15 protein-coding genes are annotated in these 14,716 nt (G+C 72.2%); 7 read left to right on the top strand and 8 right to left on the bottom strand.

Features of this window, described 5'->3' with window-relative positions:
- Window positions 1–6: 6 nt before the first annotated feature.
- The 5 genes from uppS to ACZ6TD_RS07905 all read right to left on the bottom strand — a co-directional run bounded on the left by uppS (window position 7) and on the right by ACZ6TD_RS07905 (window position 3,868).
- Window positions 7–825 carry a polyprenyl diphosphate synthase gene (gene uppS, locus ACZ6TD_RS07925; RefSeq protein ID WP_471351888.1) on the bottom strand — a complete coding sequence of 273 codons (819 nt, stop codon included), beginning with the start codon at window positions 823–825 and terminating at the stop codon, window positions 7–9.
- A gap of 104 nt (window positions 826–929) precedes the next feature.
- Window positions 930–1,742 (bottom strand): SAM-dependent methyltransferase, encoded by an 813-nt coding sequence (locus ACZ6TD_RS07920; RefSeq protein WP_471351886.1) that lies wholly within the window; start codon window positions 1,740–1,742, stop codon window positions 930–932.
- A 66-nt stretch (window positions 1,743–1,808) separates the two neighbouring features.
- On the bottom strand, window positions 1,809–2,411 hold the full coding sequence (locus tag ACZ6TD_RS07915) for a hypothetical protein (RefSeq protein WP_471351883.1): 603 nt from the start codon (window positions 2,409–2,411) through the stop codon (window positions 1,809–1,811).
- Window positions 2,412–2,760: 349 nt separating this feature from the next.
- The gene (locus tag ACZ6TD_RS07910; protein WP_471351880.1) at window positions 2,761–3,000 is read right to left on the bottom strand and encodes a DUF397 domain-containing protein; all 240 of its coding nucleotides are present in this window, start codon (window positions 2,998–3,000) and stop codon (window positions 2,761–2,763) included.
- A gap of 1 nt (window position 3,001) precedes the next feature.
- Entirely contained in the window at window positions 3,002–3,868 is an 867-nt protein-coding gene (locus tag ACZ6TD_RS07905; protein ID WP_471351878.1) for a helix-turn-helix domain-containing protein, read from the bottom strand.
- Between the two features lie 278 nt (window positions 3,869–4,146).
- Between ACZ6TD_RS07905 and ACZ6TD_RS07900 the strand changes: the two genes are divergently transcribed.
- A complete protein-coding gene (locus tag ACZ6TD_RS07900) occupies window positions 4,147–5,550 on the top strand; it encodes a hypothetical protein (RefSeq protein WP_471351876.1) in 1,404 nt (467 codons plus the stop codon).
- A gap of 116 nt (window positions 5,551–5,666) precedes the next feature.
- Here the strand turns inward: ACZ6TD_RS07900 and ACZ6TD_RS07895 are convergent, their stop codons facing one another.
- The gene (locus ACZ6TD_RS07895; RefSeq protein WP_471357547.1) at window positions 5,667–6,482 is read right to left on the bottom strand and encodes an SDR family NAD(P)-dependent oxidoreductase; all 816 of its coding nucleotides are present in this window, start codon (window positions 6,480–6,482) and stop codon (window positions 5,667–5,669) included.
- 427 nt (window positions 6,483–6,909) lie between these two features.
- On the opposite strand from ACZ6TD_RS07895, the gene ACZ6TD_RS07890 reads away from it, so the two are divergent.
- Both ACZ6TD_RS07890 and ACZ6TD_RS07885 read left to right on the top strand, forming a co-directional pair.
- Window positions 6,910–7,482, top strand: coding sequence for an ATP-binding protein (locus ACZ6TD_RS07890; protein ID WP_471351875.1), 573 nt, complete (start codon window positions 6,910–6,912; stop codon window positions 7,480–7,482).
- Between the two features lie 26 nt (window positions 7,483–7,508).
- Window positions 7,509–7,991 carry a hypothetical protein gene (locus tag ACZ6TD_RS07885; protein WP_471351873.1) on the top strand — a complete coding sequence of 161 codons (483 nt, stop codon included), beginning with the start codon at window positions 7,509–7,511 and terminating at the stop codon, window positions 7,989–7,991.
- A 140-nt stretch (window positions 7,992–8,131) separates the two neighbouring features.
- Here the strand turns inward: ACZ6TD_RS07885 and ACZ6TD_RS07880 are convergent, their stop codons facing one another.
- Both ACZ6TD_RS07880 and ACZ6TD_RS07875 read right to left on the bottom strand, forming a co-directional pair.
- Window positions 8,132–9,004, bottom strand: coding sequence for an NmrA family NAD(P)-binding protein (locus tag ACZ6TD_RS07880; protein WP_471351871.1), 873 nt, complete (start codon window positions 9,002–9,004; stop codon window positions 8,132–8,134).
- Window positions 8,997–9,419, bottom strand: a complete 423-nt coding sequence (locus ACZ6TD_RS07875) for a nuclear transport factor 2 family protein (protein ID WP_471351870.1) — start codon at window positions 9,417–9,419, stop codon at window positions 8,997–8,999. Before ACZ6TD_RS07875 ends, ACZ6TD_RS07880 begins: the two co-directional genes overlap by 8 nt.
- Before the next feature lie 114 nt (window positions 9,420–9,533).
- Between ACZ6TD_RS07875 and ACZ6TD_RS07870 the strand changes: the two genes are divergently transcribed.
- The 4 genes from ACZ6TD_RS07870 (at window position 9,534) to ACZ6TD_RS07855 (ending at window position 14,543) form a co-directional block, all read left to right on the top strand.
- Window positions 9,534–10,145: a TetR/AcrR family transcriptional regulator gene (locus ACZ6TD_RS07870; protein WP_471351868.1), complete on the top strand. Its 612-nt coding sequence runs from the start codon at window positions 9,534–9,536 to the stop codon at window positions 10,143–10,145.
- A gap of 143 nt (window positions 10,146–10,288) precedes the next feature.
- Complete coding sequence (locus ACZ6TD_RS07865; RefSeq protein ID WP_471351866.1) at window positions 10,289–11,143, top strand: caspase family protein; 855 nt, start codon at window positions 10,289–10,291, stop codon at window positions 11,141–11,143.
- A gap of 99 nt (window positions 11,144–11,242) precedes the next feature.
- Window positions 11,243–13,351, top strand: a complete 2,109-nt coding sequence (locus ACZ6TD_RS07860; protein WP_471351864.1) for a SpoIIE family protein phosphatase — start codon at window positions 11,243–11,245, stop codon at window positions 13,349–13,351.
- A gap of 46 nt (window positions 13,352–13,397) precedes the next feature.
- A complete protein-coding gene (locus ACZ6TD_RS07855) occupies window positions 13,398–14,543 on the top strand; it encodes an asparaginase (protein WP_471351863.1) in 1,146 nt (381 codons plus the stop codon).
- Window positions 14,544–14,716: the final 173 nt, after the last annotated feature.

The following is a 14,716-nucleotide window of genomic DNA, read 5'->3' as shown; positions in this document are numbered from 1 at the left end:
GGCGCGTCAGGCGGGGCCGACCCCTGCACCGAAGCGCCGTTTCCGGGAGGCGAACGCGGCCAGCAGCGCGCGGAGCTCCTCACCGGTGAAGTCGGGCCACAGGGTGTCCACGAAGAAGAGCTCCGCGTAGGCCGCCCGCCAGAGCATGAAGTTGGAGATGCGCTGCTCCCCGGAGGTGCGCACCAGCATGTCGATGTCCGGCAGGTCGGCGTGCGGCAGATGGCGGGTGAACAGCGCCTCGTCGATGAGCCCGGGGTCCAGCGCGCCGTCCGCCGAGGCGCGGGCCAGGGAGGTGGCGGCGCGGGCGATCTCCTCCCGGCCGCCGTGGTTGAAGCAGAAGGCCAGCGTCATGGCGCGGTTGTCGCGGGTGTCGTCCTCCGCGCGGCGCAGCGCGGCCAGCGTGGCCCGGGGGAGCCGGGCCTCCGAGCCCAGCCAGCGCAGCCGCACCCCCCGCTCGCCGTAGCCCCGGAAGACGTCCGCGAGCTGGGCGGTGAGCCGCATCAGGGCGGCCACCTCGCCGCGCGGCCGGTTCCAGTTCTCGGTGGAGAAGAAGAACAGCGACAGGTGTTCGATGCCCTCCTCCAGGGCCGTGTCCACCACCCGCGGCAGCGCGAGGACCCCCGCTTGATGGCCGCGGGTCCGGGAGAGGCCGCGCAGGGCGGCCCAGCGGCCGTTGCCGTCCATGATGATGGCCAGGTGCCGCGGCCGCCCCGGCGCCTCGTCCTGGGGGCCGCGGCGCTGCCGTACGACGGCGGGGGCACCGGCGATCGACGCCCGCAGCAGCCGTTTGACGGAGGGCACTCTCCAGGCCCCGACCTCGAACACCCGCGCGTCCCTCCGCCTCGCTTCCCGGCGCCGTGTCTGACGACGCGACGGGGGCGGGGGTTACCTCCCCGGTGGCCGAACCATTCGTTTGGTCGTCACCGCCGTCACGGCTTGCGCGCCACGCCCCCGTGGACATCGGTGGTCTCGATGTCCGTCTCGGAGGGGGCCGGACGCCACAGCGGACACGACACGATACCGGGCTCGATCAGCTCCAGACCCTCGTAGAAGCGGCTGATCTGCTCGACGCTGCGCAGCACGTACGGCACGGCGCCGGTATCGTCGTAGCCCTGCTGTGCCTGCTTGAGCGCCTGGTCGGTGTCGGTGCTGTCGTAGTGCACGAAGTAGCTGCCGGACGGTAAGGCGGCCTGCAGCCGCCGTACGATCGACACCGCCTCGTCGTAGTTCTGGATGTGGCCGAGGATGCCCATCAGCATCAGGGCGATGGGCCGGTCGAAGTCGAGCGTCTTCGACGCGGCCTCCAGGATCCGCTCGGGCTCGTGCAGGTCGGCGTCGATGTAGTCGGTCACCCCCTCGCGGGTGCTGGTGAGCAGCGCCTGGGCGTGCCGGAGCACCAGGGGGTCGTTGTCCACGTAGACGATGCGGGCCTCGGGTGCCACCCGCTGGGCCACCTGGTGGGTGTTGTCGTAGGTGGGCAGCCCGGTGCCGATGTCCAGGAACTGCCGGATGCCGCACTCGCCCGCCACATGGGTGACGGCGCGGATGAGGTACGCGCGCGAGGCGCGGGCCATGGTCTCGATGTTCGGGGCGACCTCCCGGTACTCGTCACCGGCGATCCGGTCGACCTCGTAGTTGTCCTTGCCGCCCATCCAGTAGTTCCAGATCCGGGCCGAATGCGGCACCGTGGTGTCGATCTTGGTCAGGGCCTGCTGGTCGGGGGTGGACGAGCCGTCTGTCATAGCGCCAGTCTCCTGCCGTGCGGATGCGATTCTCGGGGCACCAACTTAGGGCCGGTGCCGGGGAGTTCAGCTCTGCTCGGCGAACGGCACGGGGGACCGGATGCGCGGGAAGGGCCGGGCGAACGAGGCCACCGGGGGCTCCGGCGCCGCCTCACCGTGGTCCGGATCCGGGTCCGGACCGCCGCCGGAGGCCGGCCGCTCCTCGACGGTGAGGACCGGGGCGTGCTCGGCGAGGGTGGAAAAGGCGTGGTCATAGCCGGTGACCGCGGCGTCGATCTCCGCGAGGGCCGCCGCCGAGGCGCCGCGCGCGGCCAGCCGGTCCTCCAGCACGTGCACCGGGGCGGTCACATGGACGAAGGCGCCGTCGCGCTCGGCCACCGCCTCGGCGAAGTCGAACGCCTGAATCCATGTCACCCGGGAGTGGCCACGGCGCAGCGGCCCGTAGACCAGCTCGCCCACCAGCCCGGCGTCGACCGCGAGCGCGCCGTCGCGCTGGAGGAGTTCGCGGTACGGCCGGACCGGGTCGACATGGGGGAGTTCGCGGGAGGCGCGGGTGACGGTGTAGCCGTGCCGGCGGGCGAGACCGGCCAGCAGCGCGTCCCTGCCGACTCCGTCGCAGCCCTCGACGATCAGGGTGCGGTGCTGTGTCACCGCGTGGTCGAGGTTCATGACGGCATCCTGTCGGTCCCATGGGCTCTGCACATCTGCAAGGGGGACGACACCGCCGCCCGCCACGGCGTCTTCAGTGTGCGTGGCGGGACGGCGGGGACGGGAGTGCGGTGCGGGGTTGTGCGGTTGTGCGGGCGTAGTGGTTTTCGGGGAGTTTCGGGGAGCCGACCGTGGGCGGCCCGCTCTAGGGTCCTTCTGACGGATCTCCGCGGCGTCGCGACGCCCGGCACGCCCTCTCGCCGCACCGCGCGAAAACCCAAGTAGCTCCGCTACGAGGGCTTCCGCGCGGCACGCCGAGAGCACGCCCCGGACGCCGCTCCTTCTTCCACGGAGATCCGTCAGAAGGACCCTAGGAGATGAGGAAGTCCGCTTCGCCGGCCTTCGCCGCCTCCAGGAAGGAGGCCACCTCCGAGCGGGTGTAGATCAGCGCGGGCCCGGCCGGGTCGGTGGACTGGCGCAGCGCGATCCGCCCGTCCGGCAGTCGCTTGGCCTCGATGCAGGTGCCGCCGTTGGACCCGCTCCAGGGCTTCTCCCAGCCCTCCGTGCCCAGGTCCGTGGCCGGCATTCCGCTGTAGACGGGGTCGTGCATCTCAGTGCTCCTTACGCAGTTCGGCCAGGATGGTGCTGGAGTCGCCGATCGGCTCGGCCTGGACCGCCATCCGGTCCAGGACCTCGAGATAGGCGACGACTTCGGCCGGCTTGTCCACATAGACCGCCCCGGTGAGGCTCTCGGTGTAGACGACGTCCGGCAGTTCGGAGAATCCGAAGCGGAAGTAGTGGAAGGGGCCGAAGGCCCCGGGGTGCGGCCCCGCCGCGAACCGCATGATCTGCAGCCTGACCTTGGGGACGTCCAAGGTGTCGATGAGGTGGTCGATCTGGTCGCGCATCACCCGCGAGCCGCCGACCGGGCGGTGCAGCACCGTCTCGTCCAGGATGGCCCAGATGGTCGGCGCGTCCGGCTTGGTGAGCAGGCCCTGGCGCGTGACCCGCAGGGCGATCCGGCGCTCCAGCTCCTCCTCGGTGTCATGCGGGAAGCCCATGCGTAGCACCGCTCGTGCGTAGTCCTCCGTCTGGAGCAGCCCGGGGACGTAGTGGGGCTCGTACGCGCGAATGACGGTGGCCTCACTTTCGAGGCTGACGTAAACACTGAACCAGTCCGGAAGCACATCGCGGAACTGATGCCACCAGCCCGGCTGGTTGGCCTCGCGTGCCAGAGCGAGGAAATCCTCCATCTCCGGGCCGCGGACGCCGTAGTTCCGCAGCAGCTCCTTCAGATACGGAATCTTGAGGCCGACTTCCGCCTTTTCCATCCTGCGCACGGTCAACGGGGTGACCTCGATGGCTTTCGCGGCTTCCTCGAACGACACCTTCGCCCGCTCGCGCAGATGCCTCAGACGCTTGCCCAGGACTCTCCGCAAGACGGTGGGGGCGGCGCCGGCCGGCCGTGCCTCGCTCACGTCCCGCCTCCCGTAGGAATGGCTGTCATATGCCTGCACAGTGTGCCACGCGATGGATGACACAGACAGAGCGAGCCGAGCGCTTTGAAATTATCAGAACGAAGGTTGCGGGGTGACGGCTTCACCACGCATAGTGAGCGCGTGACCCATCTCACCCTCTATGGCGAGGGCTCCCAACCACCCATGTCCACAACGTCGTTGAGGCCCCCGGCTGACCGGTGGGCGGCGAGCGACGGGGATCCCGCACACCGCCGTGGCTCGACACAGGGACGGTCACGGTGACGCATCACGCACAGCCGGTAAGCGGGCGCCAGGGCGCCGTGGTCAACAGCGCGTTGGCCGCCGCTCTGAAGGAATCCGGGTGCTCCTACTCCTCATTGGCCCTGAGGGTCAATGAACTGGGCCGTAGGCAGGGGCGCGAGTCGAACTACGACAAGGCGTCCGTCACCCGCTGGCTGCAAGGCGGACAGCCGCGCGGCACCACGCCGGAGCTGATCGCCGCCGTGCTCTCCCACCGGCTCGGCAGGCCCGTGGGCCCCGCCGAGCTGGGGTTCATCTCCGACCGACAGCGCCCGGTCGTGGCCCGGGCGCTGGCCTACCGGGAGGACGTAAGCGAAACCTTGCACACGCTCGCCGAACTCGGCTCCACCGACATATCCCGCCGCAGCCTGCTGGGTGCGGTGCCCTTCGTCGCCGGCGCGCTGGTGACCCCACAGCGCGAATGGCTGCTGTGGCTGGTCGAGAACCAGGACACCGCCCGGCTCGCACCCGCGGCCGAAGGCGGCCGCGTCGAACAGGTCCACGCGGCGATCAACATGTTCGACGAGATGGACAATCGCTTCGGCGGCGGCCAGGTCCGCGCCAGCATCGTGCTCTATCTGTCGACCGAGGTCGTCCCCATGCTCCAGCAGCGCGGCGCGCCACCGCAGGAGCGGCGCCAGCTGTTCACCGCCGCCGCCAAGCTGGCCGCGATGGCCGGCTGGAGCAGCTATGACAACGCCGAATACGGCTTGGCCCAGCGCTATATGACCCAGGCGCTGCGGCTGTGTGCCGAGGGCGGCGACCGGGTCCTGGGCGGTCAGATCCTGGCCGGCCTGTCCCATCTGGCGACCAACCTGGGCCAGCCCGAGGCGGGGGTCGAGTTGGCCCGGGTCGGTGTCGCCACCGCCAAGCACGCCGGAAGCCCGCTCGGGCTGATGCGGCTGCACGCCATGGCCGCCCGTGGCTACGCCGCACTGGGCCAGCCCCGGGAGGCGTCCAAGTCGCTGCGCGCGGCCGACGCCCAACTGGAGGCCAGCCAGGGCCCCGAGCAGGAGTCACCCTGGGTGCGCTTCCTCGACCACCACTATCTGGCCGCCGAGGCGGCGCTGTGCTTCCGTGACCTGGGCAATGCCACGGACGCCGAGGCCGCCGCCACCGAATCCGTGCGCGCCAACGCCGACCGGCGCCGGCGCCAGGCCATCAGCAGATCCGTGCTGGCCACGGCCTACCTCCAGCAGAACCGGCTGGACGAGGCCGTGGGCACCGCGGGCGAGGCACTCGACACGCTCAGCGGGGTGCACAGCGAGCGCTCGATCCAGGCGCTGCGCGACTTCCGCACCCGGCTGCGGCCGCACCGCGGGGAGCCCATGGTCAGGGAATTCGAGCAGCGCTCCCGGACCGTGCTCGGCGTGGCCGCCTGAGGCATCCGGCCTCGGGGCCCCGCCCCGCCGGTGCCGTGAGTGAAGAGTCTCCGGCCGCTCCACGTGGGCGGCCGGTGGCGTGTCCGGAGCGCCTCCGCTCGGGGGAGCGCCGGGGGTCAATAGCCTCCCGGCGTGGGGGCGTTCTGGGCTCGGTCCACGGGCAGATGCGCACCGGAGACCCCGCTCGAGGCGTCCGAGAGCAGGAACGCCACGACCTGGGCGACCTCCCGCGGGGTGACCAGTTCACCGCGCGGCAGCTCCGCCGTGAACCGGGCGTACGCCTCGGGCTCTTCGGTGCGCATCCGGTCCCACCGCTTCCCGGGGATCAGCATGGACCCCGGGGAGACGGCGTTCACCCGGATCCCGTCCGGGCCCAGCTCACGGGCGAGTGAGGCCGCCAGATGGATCTGGGCGGCCTTGGCCGCCCCGTACTGCGCCTGTGGCCCCGGCTTCCAGCCGGAGATGGAGGCGATCACCACCACGGAGCCGCCGCCCGCCCGGCGCAGATGCGGCACCGCGGCCTTCACCAGCCGGGCCGTATGGCCGACGTTCAGCTCCCAGGTGAGCGACCAGTCCTGGGGACCGGCGTCCTCGATGCCGCGGCCGCGGGCGCCACCGGCGCAGGCCACCACGCCGTCAAGACCGCTGAAACGTTCCGCCGCCGCATCCACGAACCGCTCCAGCAGCTCCGGCTCCGTGACGTCCAGCGCACGGGTGAACGGCTCTCCGTGCCCCTCGGCGCTCAGGGCCGCCGCGAGGGACCGCAGGTGCTCCGGGGTGCGCGCACACGTGGCCAACCGCGCCCCGCCGGCGGCCAGGAGCCGTACGATCTGTTCACCCAGCCCCCGGGAGCCCCCGGTCACCAGGACCCGTTTGCCGTCCACACCGGACCGTTCCCCCGGGCCGGGCCGCCCCTCGCGGCCCTCGCTCACGCTTGCCACGTCCGGACCGTACAGCCCGAACCACTACGCCCGTACAACCGGACAACCCCCATGCCCTCTCGCCCACCGGCCGGTCCAACCGTTTTTCTACATGAACGGCGACCGATGGCGCTTTGCGCTGCCTTCGAAGGAGGAACCATGCCGGTAACCGGCACTCACCGCGACCGGGCCGTCTCCGTCCGTGGCAGCTGGTCCAGGCGGGTCGGGTGGGGCGTGCGCACCACCTGTCACCAGCTCAGATGCCACGCCGTCGGTCGCCAGAATGCGCTTACCCGCTCACCGGGACATCAATCACCCCATGTGCCCGTATGCCATCAGAGCCCACAGACCGACGAGGACCGTGAGGACCGACACCGTGAGCCGATCCTGTCCAGGACTGTCGCACCGGCCGGCGTCGCCCGATGAGGAGGGGGAGACGATGGGCACGAGCCGTGGCGTCGCGGTCTCCGCGGACCGCCCGCGAACCGATCCGGTTACCGGGCGGGCCGCCGCGCCGAGAACCGCTCCGGTCGACGGCCCGGCCGCCGAGGCGATCCCCGTCCCCTGCTCCGGAGGGGAGAGGACGGTGATCCCGCTGGACACCCGCCGGCTCTTCCGGGCGGAGTTCCCCGCCCTCCCCGACCGCGCCGCCGCGGTGCGCCGGATGGTCGCCGGACATCTGCGCGACTGGCGGCTCGGCGCGATCGTGGACCATGTCGTCCTCGCCACCAACGAACTGTTCGCCAACGCCGTGGAGCACGGCAGCTCCGGCCCCGCCGACACCGTCACCATCACCGTCTCGCTGGAACGCTTCGGCCGTGAGCTGCGGGTCGAGGTGGCCGACGGCTCGCCCGTGATCCCGGTCGCCCGCAAGCCGGAGCCCACCGAGGAGTCCGGACGGGGGCTGGCCATCGTCGAGGACCTGGCGGCCGACTGGGGCACCGAGCCGCCCGATCCCGGAGTCCGGGGGAAGAAGGTGTGGTTCACCCTGCCGCTGGTGGCCACCTCATGAACGCGGGGGCGCGGGGGGAGCGCCGGATGCGGGTCACCGTGGAGACCGACGCGGCCGAATGGCTGCTGGCCGCGAGCGACGACCCCGGGCGGGTGCGGCTCCAGTGGGCCAGCGGCACCGGCCTCGCCGATCTGCCGGTGGGCCCGGTCTTCGACCTGGTGCGGATGTGCGACGACATCGGCACGGCGGTGATCCAGGCGCTGCAGCGGCGCGACGCGGCGGGGCCGGTGATGCGGGCCACCGCCAGCCATGTGCTCTCCTTCCTCGTGCCGCCCGGATCCGCGGCCGAGTGGAAGGTCTGGCTGGCCGGGACGGCGTACGCCCGCCGCCGCGCGGTGGCCGCGGCGGGGCCGGGCCGGGTGCTGCGCTGTCCCAGGCCCGGCTGTGTACGGCAGGGCCATGTCTGGCTGATCCGGCCCGGCGGCCCCCTCACCGACAGCCGCACCCTGCGCGCCGCCCTCCAGGAGGCCGTCGACCGCCCCGGCCTCCCGGGTGTGCTGTTCCGCTGAGCGCTCCGCGGGAACTGCCGCGAGGTGCGGTCGTTCATCCGCGGCCGCGTCGTGGCTGGCCACGCGGCGGAGCCGCACATCGGCACAGCCCCGCGCCCCTTCGGGCGCGATCGAACCGGACCGGACTTCAGCGAGGCCGCTCAGGCGGCGGACTCCGGGGCGAACGCGGCGCGGTGCGCCTCGGCGAAGGCGCGGAAGGAGCGGGGAGCGCGCCCGGTGACCCGCTCGACGGTGTCGGTCGTACGGTCCTCCGCGCCGTGCCGGATGTCCTCGTCGAGCCCGGCGAGCAGCGCGGCGAACTCCGGCGGCATCCCCGTCGCGCTCAGCCGGTCCCGCAACACCCCAGCCGGCACGGCGACATGGCGGACCGGCCGTCCGGAGACCTCGGTCACGATGCGCGCCGCCTCCGCGTAGCCGAGCGCCTCCGGGCCGGTGATGACGTGGTCCGTGTTGTGCGGGCGGTCGTCCAGGAGGGCCCGGGTGGCGACGGCGGCGATGTCCGTCGCGTCGACGAAGGCCACCCTGCCGTCGCCGGTGGCGGTGACGATCTCGCCGTCGCCGCGGATGGCCTGGGCCACCGGATGGTCACCGGTGAAGTTCTGCATGAACCAGGAGGGCCGGAGCACCGCCCACTCGGGAACGGTCCGCCGCACCAGCGTGTGCAGCGCGCCGACACCCGTGTCCGCCTCGGGGACCGCGGACGAGCTCAGCAGCACCGCCCGCCGTACCCCCTGGGCGACCGCGGTCCTCAGGAACGGCTCGACCACGGGCAGCGGCTCGGCCACCCCCAGGGGCGCGACGAGATAGAGCCGGTCCACGCCGCGCAGCGCCGCCGCGTGGCCGTCCGGGTCGTGCCAGTCGAACCGGACGGCGTCGGTCACGCCCGCCGCGGCCGCGACCTCGGGCCGCCGGGTGGCGGCCAGCGCCCGCGCGCCCTCCGCGCGCACCATCCGCAGCACCTTGGAGCCGGTGTTCCCGGTGGCGCCGAGGACCAGAACGGTGGGTTCAGCCATGGGTCCGGCCCTCCTCGGAACCGAAGCTCGTCTCGTCGAGCATCAGCGGATTCCAGTAGTCACGGTACGAGGCGATCTCGCCGTCGCGGACGGTGATGACGGCGACGTAACCGGGGCGGAGCGGGCGGCCGGTTCCGACGGCCACGGCGTCCATGGAGAACTCCACGATCAGCACGCCGGGGTCCTCGGTGAGATGGACGACCTCGTGCGCGACGGCGCGCAGATCGATGTGGTCGGTGTAGTCCCGCACGTACTCACGCACGGCCTCACGCCCCTCCAGCAGGCGCGGCCGGCCGGGCGGGGCGAAGGGGAACTCCATGGTGCCGTCCACGGCCCACAGATCAGCGAATCCCATCATGTCGTGGCCGAGCAGCAGCTCCTTCGCCCGCTCGAACACCTTGACGCGGTCGTCCATGACGTACCTCTCCTCAATCCACAGGACTCAATCGACAGGACGAGACGGTACCGTCCCGTTCACACAACATAGGACGATACGGTACCGTCCCGTCCATCTGTTAATCTCGGAGCCATGTCGGAGCTCACCCGGCGCCCCCCGAGCGGCGCCGCCACCCTGCGCGCGGACAAGACCGCGGCCATCTCCGAAGCCGTCCTCGACGAGCTCGCCGAGCAGGGCTACGGCCGGTTGTCGATGGAGGCGGTGGCCAAACGGGCCGGGGTGGGCAAGAGCGCCCTGTACCGGCGGTGGCCCTCGAAGCAGCGGATGGTCATCGCGGTCGTGTCCGAACTGAGCGTCGCCCTGGTCGAGCCGCCCGACACCGGATCCCTGCGCGGCGATGTGCTGGCCGGGCTGCACGCGGTGGCCGACTGGCTGACCCATCCGCGGTTCTCCCGCATCCTGCCCGACCTGATCGCCGAGGCGCAGCGCGACGAGGAGCTGAGCCAGGCCCTGGCCCGCTGCATCGGCGAGCCGCGGCGCGCCCGGATGACCGGTGTGCTGGACCGGGCGGTCGAGCGCGGTGAGCTGCCGCCGGACCTCGACCGCGAGCTGGCGCTCGATCTGCTCGGCGGGCTGGTCTACTGGCGGGTCTCGGCCCGTGGGGCGCCCCTGGAGCCCGGCTACTTCGAGCGCGCCGCCGACATGGCGCTGCGGGCCCTGGACGCCCGGCCGCGCGGGGCCTGACGGCCGGGGCGCCCGCCGAGTGCGTGCGGGGCGCCTCCTCCGGATGGGGCCGGTGAACAGGGCATGGCGGGGCGCGGCCCCGCATCATCGCTTAGTGACGAGCGATGGTGAGCCGCCGCACGTCCTCGACCCAAGGAGCCCACATGCCCATCGGCCTCTCCGTCCACATCGGACTCAATCAGGTCGACCCCGCCGCGTACGACGGCTGGAGCGGTGGGCTGGGCGCCTGTGAGCAGGACGCCGTGGACATGGCCGGGCTCGCCGACGCCGCGGGCTTCGATGTGACCGGCCCGCTGCTGAGCCCGGCCGCCACCGCGGAGACGGTCACCGCCACCCTGGAGGCCGCGGCCGGGCGGCTGGCCGAGGGGGACATCCTCTTCCTCACCTACTCGGGCCACGGCGGCCAGGTGCCCGACCTCAACCACGACGAGACCGGCGACCGCTTCGACGAGACCTGGGTGCTGTACGACCGGCAGCTGGTCGATGACGAACTCTTCGAGCTGTTCGGGAAGTTCGCCAAGGGGGTGCGGATCTGGCTGCTCTCCGACAGTTGCCACAGCGGCACCGTGGCCCGGCGGCTGCCCGAGATGCTCAGCCCCCAGGAGCTCGACCGGCGCTTCAGCACCGCCGACCCCCAGGAGGTCGGCCGGAGGATCCGGGCCATGCCCCAGTCGGTACAGGCCGCCGTCTACCGGCGCGACCGCGACGCCTACGACCGGATCCAGAACACCCGTACCGCCAAGGACCTCGCCAAGATCGACGCCAGTGTGCTGCAGATCTCCGGCTGCCAGGACAACCAGACCTCGGCCGACGGGATCGTCAACGGGCTGTTCACCGGTACCCTGCTGGAGGTCTGGCGGGGCGGCGCCTTCGCGGGCAGCTACCGCGGGCTGCACCGGGAGATCGTCAAGCGGATGCCGCCCGACCAGACGCCCAACCTCTTCCAGGCGGGCGCGCCGAACTCCGCTTTCGCCCGGCAGCGGCCCTTCACCATCTGAACCGGGATCTGAGACCGTGCCCATGTCATACCCGTGTGCGGCGGCCCGCCGGGCGAGGTATGACAGTAGGAGGGCACGGCGAGCCGGTGAGGTGCCGGTATGACGACGCATGACCGTGTGGACCCGGAGGACGAGGCGGGTATCAGCAGCATGGCGACCGCCCCGGGGGGCGTGCTCGACCTGCTGCGGGTCGCCGCCGTGGCCCTGGACGTCGAGGGGCGGATCGCCCTCTGGAGCCCCGAGGCTGAACAACTGTTCGGTTATCGGGCGGCCGAGGCGCTGGGGCGCCGCGCGGACAAGCTGCTGGTCCACCCGAAGGACCGCCGGGCGGCCGTGGAGCTCTTCGCGCGGGTGAGGGCGGGCGACACCTGGGCCGGTGTCTTCCCGGTCCGCCGCCCGGACGGCTCCACCCTCAAGGTGGAGTTCCGCACCATGGGCCTGCGCGACGCCCACGGCGAGGGCTACGCCCTCGGGCTGGCCGCCGACGAGGGGACCGTACGGCGGCTGGAGACCGACCTGGCCGTCTCCGGCTTCCTGATCAAACAGTCGCCCGTGGGTCTCGCGGTGTTCGACACCGAGCTGCGCTGGCTGCGCGCCAACCCGGCCCTCCAGCAGATGAACTCGATCACCGAGTCCCAGGTGCGCGGCCACCGCCTCGGGGAGGTGCTGCCGGGGCTCGACGTCGAGGCCATAGAGGGCGCGATGCGGCATGTGCTGGAGTCCGGTGAGCCGCTGCTGGACCAGCAGAGCATCGGCCGGACCCCCGCCGACCCCGACCATGACCACGCCTGGTCGGAGTCGTACTACCGGCTCGAGGACCCCAGCGGCCGGATCCTGGGCATCGCCGTCTCCATCATGGACATCTCCCGGCGCCACCGGGAGACCAGCGAGATCGCCGAGGCGCGCGAGCGGCTGGCCATGATCGCCGACGCGAGCGTCCGCATCGGCACCACGCTGGACCTGCGCCAGACCGCCCAGGAACTCGCCGATGTGACCGTGCCCCGGCTCGCCGACCTCGCGGCCGTGGACGTCCTGGACTCCGTGGTGCACCGCGAGGCCACGCCCCGGGTGTGGACCGACGGGTCCGCCCGCTTCCGGGCGCTCGCCGTCGCCGCCGGGTACCCCACCGACGCCGTCCACGCGGCGGACCCGGTCGGGGAGATCGCCCGCTACGACCCCACCCGGCTGATCACCCAGTGCGTCCGCGAGGCCCGGCCGCTGCTGGTGCCGCACGTGACCGAGAAGGACGTACGGCAGATCGCCCGGGACGACGACGCCGCCAGGGTGCTGCTGCGCGAGGGCGTGCACTCGTACATCGCCGCCCCGCTGATCGCCCGCGGCAGTGTGCTCGGCACCCTGAGCCTGCACCGCACCATCAACCCCAGGCCGTTCGACGAGGAGGACCTCACCCTCGCCTGCGAACTGGCCATCCGCGCCGCCCTGTGCATCGACAACGCCCGGCTCTACGCCCGCGAACGCGACGCCGCGCTCACCCTCCAGCGCAGCCTGCTCTCCCAGCAGCCGCGCGACCTGGACGGACTGGAGATCGCCTCCCGGTACCTGCCCGCGGTCAGCGCCGCGGGCGGCGACTGGTTCGATGTGCTGCCCCTCCCGGACGGCGAGGTCGGGCTGGTGGTCGGCGACGTCATGGGCAAGGGCATCCATGCCGCGGCGATCATGGGCCAGCTGCGCACCGCCACCCGGGCCTTCTCCCGGCTCGGGTTGCCCCCGGCCCAGGTGCTGTGCCATCTCGACGAGCTCACGCCCAGCCTGGGGGAGTCCATCGCCACCTGTCTCTACGCGGTCTGCGATCCGCGCACCGGGCGGTGCGAGATGTCCACCGCCGGGCATCTGCCGCCGGTGCTGGTACATCCCGGCGGCGACGCCGAGCTCATCGACATCCCCACCGGCGCCCCGCTCGGCGTCGGCGGCGTGCCCTTCGCCTCGGTGGAGCGGGAGCTGGCCGAGGGCGCGCTGCTGGCCCTGTTCACCGACGGCCTGGTGGAGAAGCGCCATCAGTCCCTCGACGTGGGGCTGCACACCCTGGTCCAGCTGCTGCGCCGCCACCAGGGCCCGCTGGAGCGGATCTGCGACCAGGTGCTGGCCGCGCTGCACGGGGCGCCGGACGACGACGTGGCCCTGCTGCTGGCCCGGCTGCGCCGCCCTCGCCTGCCGGAGAAGTCCGTGGTTACCGTGGAGAGTGGCTGAAGAAGGACCGACCCGTCAGGCACTCCATCGACGAGATGACGTCCCCATGGCTCAGCTCGCCCGCCGCTCCGGTGTATTGATCACTCTGGTGGCCCTCGCACTGGGCCCCACGGCCGCCCTCGCCGGTGCCGCGGAGCCGATCCCCAGGCCCACCCCCAAGGTCGCCGTCATCGGCACCGGGGGCACCATCGCGGGCGTCAGCAGGACGAAGGTGTCCTTCGACGACTACCAGGCGGGGAAGCTCCCGGTGTCCCGGCTGGTGAACGACCTCAGGCCCGAGGTGAACCGGATCGCCGACGTGACCACCCAGCAGTTCGGCAACAAGGACTCCAACAACTACACGATCCCCGAGTACCGCCGGCTCACCGCCGCCGTGGACCACGCCCTGAAGTTCAACGACGGGGTCGTGGTCACCACCGGCACCGACACCATGGAGGAGTTCGCGTACTGGCTGGACCTGACCGTCCGCAGCGACAAGCCCGTGGTGCTGACCGGCGCCATGCGGCCCTGGACGGTGATCGGCTCCGATGCCCCGGCCAACCTCTACAACGCGATCCACCTCGCCGCCAGCGGCCGGACCACCTGCTTCGGCACCGTGGTGATGCTCAACGACCAGATCCACGCCGCCCGCGAGGTGCGCAAGTCCGACACCCTGCGGCTGAACGCCTTCAGCAGCGGCAGCAGCGGAGAGCTCGGCGTCATCGACCAGAACCACATCCGCCTCAACCGCGCGCCCGCGCGGGTCGAGCAGTGCGGCAAGCCCGCCTGGAAGACGCCGTTCGACCTCGACCGGATCGCCCGCAGGCCACTGCCGAAGGTCGACATCGCCTACAGCTACCAGGGCGCCGGACCCCAGGCCATCAAGGCGTTCGCCGACGCGGGGGCGGCCGGGATCGTCACGGCGGGCGCCGGGGCGGGCGGACTCTCCCCGGCCATGACCGAGGCCCGGGACGACGCCGTCAAGAACGGGGTGGTCATGGTCTCCGCCTCCCGCACCGGCTCCGGCGCGGTCTACGACCCCGATGTGCGCGGCGTCATCGGCGCCCAGGACCTGACTCCGCAGAAGGCCCGGCTGCTGCTGCTCCTCTCGCTCGCCACGACCCACAACGAGCACCGGATCCAGACCTGGTTCCACACCCTGGGCACCGGCCAGTTCACGGCCCGGCGTTGGGGGGCGGCCGTCGGACCGTGACGCCTGCGGCGGGCTGCTCCCCTCCCCGCCCCTTCCCTCAACTGGGGCTCCGCCCCAGACCCCGCTCCTCAAGCGCCGGAGGGGCTGATTTCAGCCCGTCAGGGGGCACGCCCGAAGGGCGTCCGGGGGCCAGGGGCGAAGCCCCTGCCACGCGGCGGAGCCGCATATCGATG

It is taken from the genome of Streptomyces yongxingensis (assembly GCF_055597465.1).
This window is presented reverse-complemented; position numbering and strand designations above follow the sequence as displayed.

Coding starts and splice junctions, on each gene's coding strand:
- ACZ6TD_RS07920 (WP_471351886.1), bottom strand. CDS start 1,742: ATGACAGACGGCTCGTCCACCCCCGACCAGCAGGCCCTGACCAAGATC.
- ACZ6TD_RS07915 (WP_471351883.1), bottom strand. CDS start 2,411: ATGAACCTCGACCACGCGGTGACACAGCACCGCACCCTGATCGTCGAG.
- ACZ6TD_RS07910 (WP_471351880.1), bottom strand. CDS start 3,000: ATGCACGACCCCGTCTACAGCGGAATGCCGGCCACGGACCTGGGCACG.
- ACZ6TD_RS07890 (WP_471351875.1), top strand. CDS start 6,910: ATGGGCACGAGCCGTGGCGTCGCGGTCTCCGCGGACCGCCCGCGAACC.
- ACZ6TD_RS07885 (WP_471351873.1), top strand. CDS start 7,509: ATGCGGGTCACCGTGGAGACCGACGCGGCCGAATGGCTGCTGGCCGCG.
- ACZ6TD_RS07880 (WP_471351871.1), bottom strand. CDS start 9,004: ATGGCTGAACCCACCGTTCTGGTCCTCGGCGCCACCGGGAACACCGGC.
- ACZ6TD_RS07875 (WP_471351870.1), bottom strand. CDS start 9,419: ATGGACGACCGCGTCAAGGTGTTCGAGCGGGCGAAGGAGCTGCTGCTC.
- ACZ6TD_RS07870 (WP_471351868.1), top strand. CDS start 9,534: ATGTCGGAGCTCACCCGGCGCCCCCCGAGCGGCGCCGCCACCCTGCGC.
- ACZ6TD_RS07865 (WP_471351866.1), top strand. CDS start 10,289: ATGCCCATCGGCCTCTCCGTCCACATCGGACTCAATCAGGTCGACCCC.
- ACZ6TD_RS07860 (WP_471351864.1), top strand. CDS start 11,243: ATGACGACGCATGACCGTGTGGACCCGGAGGACGAGGCGGGTATCAGC.
- ACZ6TD_RS07855 (WP_471351863.1), top strand. CDS start 13,398: ATGGCTCAGCTCGCCCGCCGCTCCGGTGTATTGATCACTCTGGTGGCC.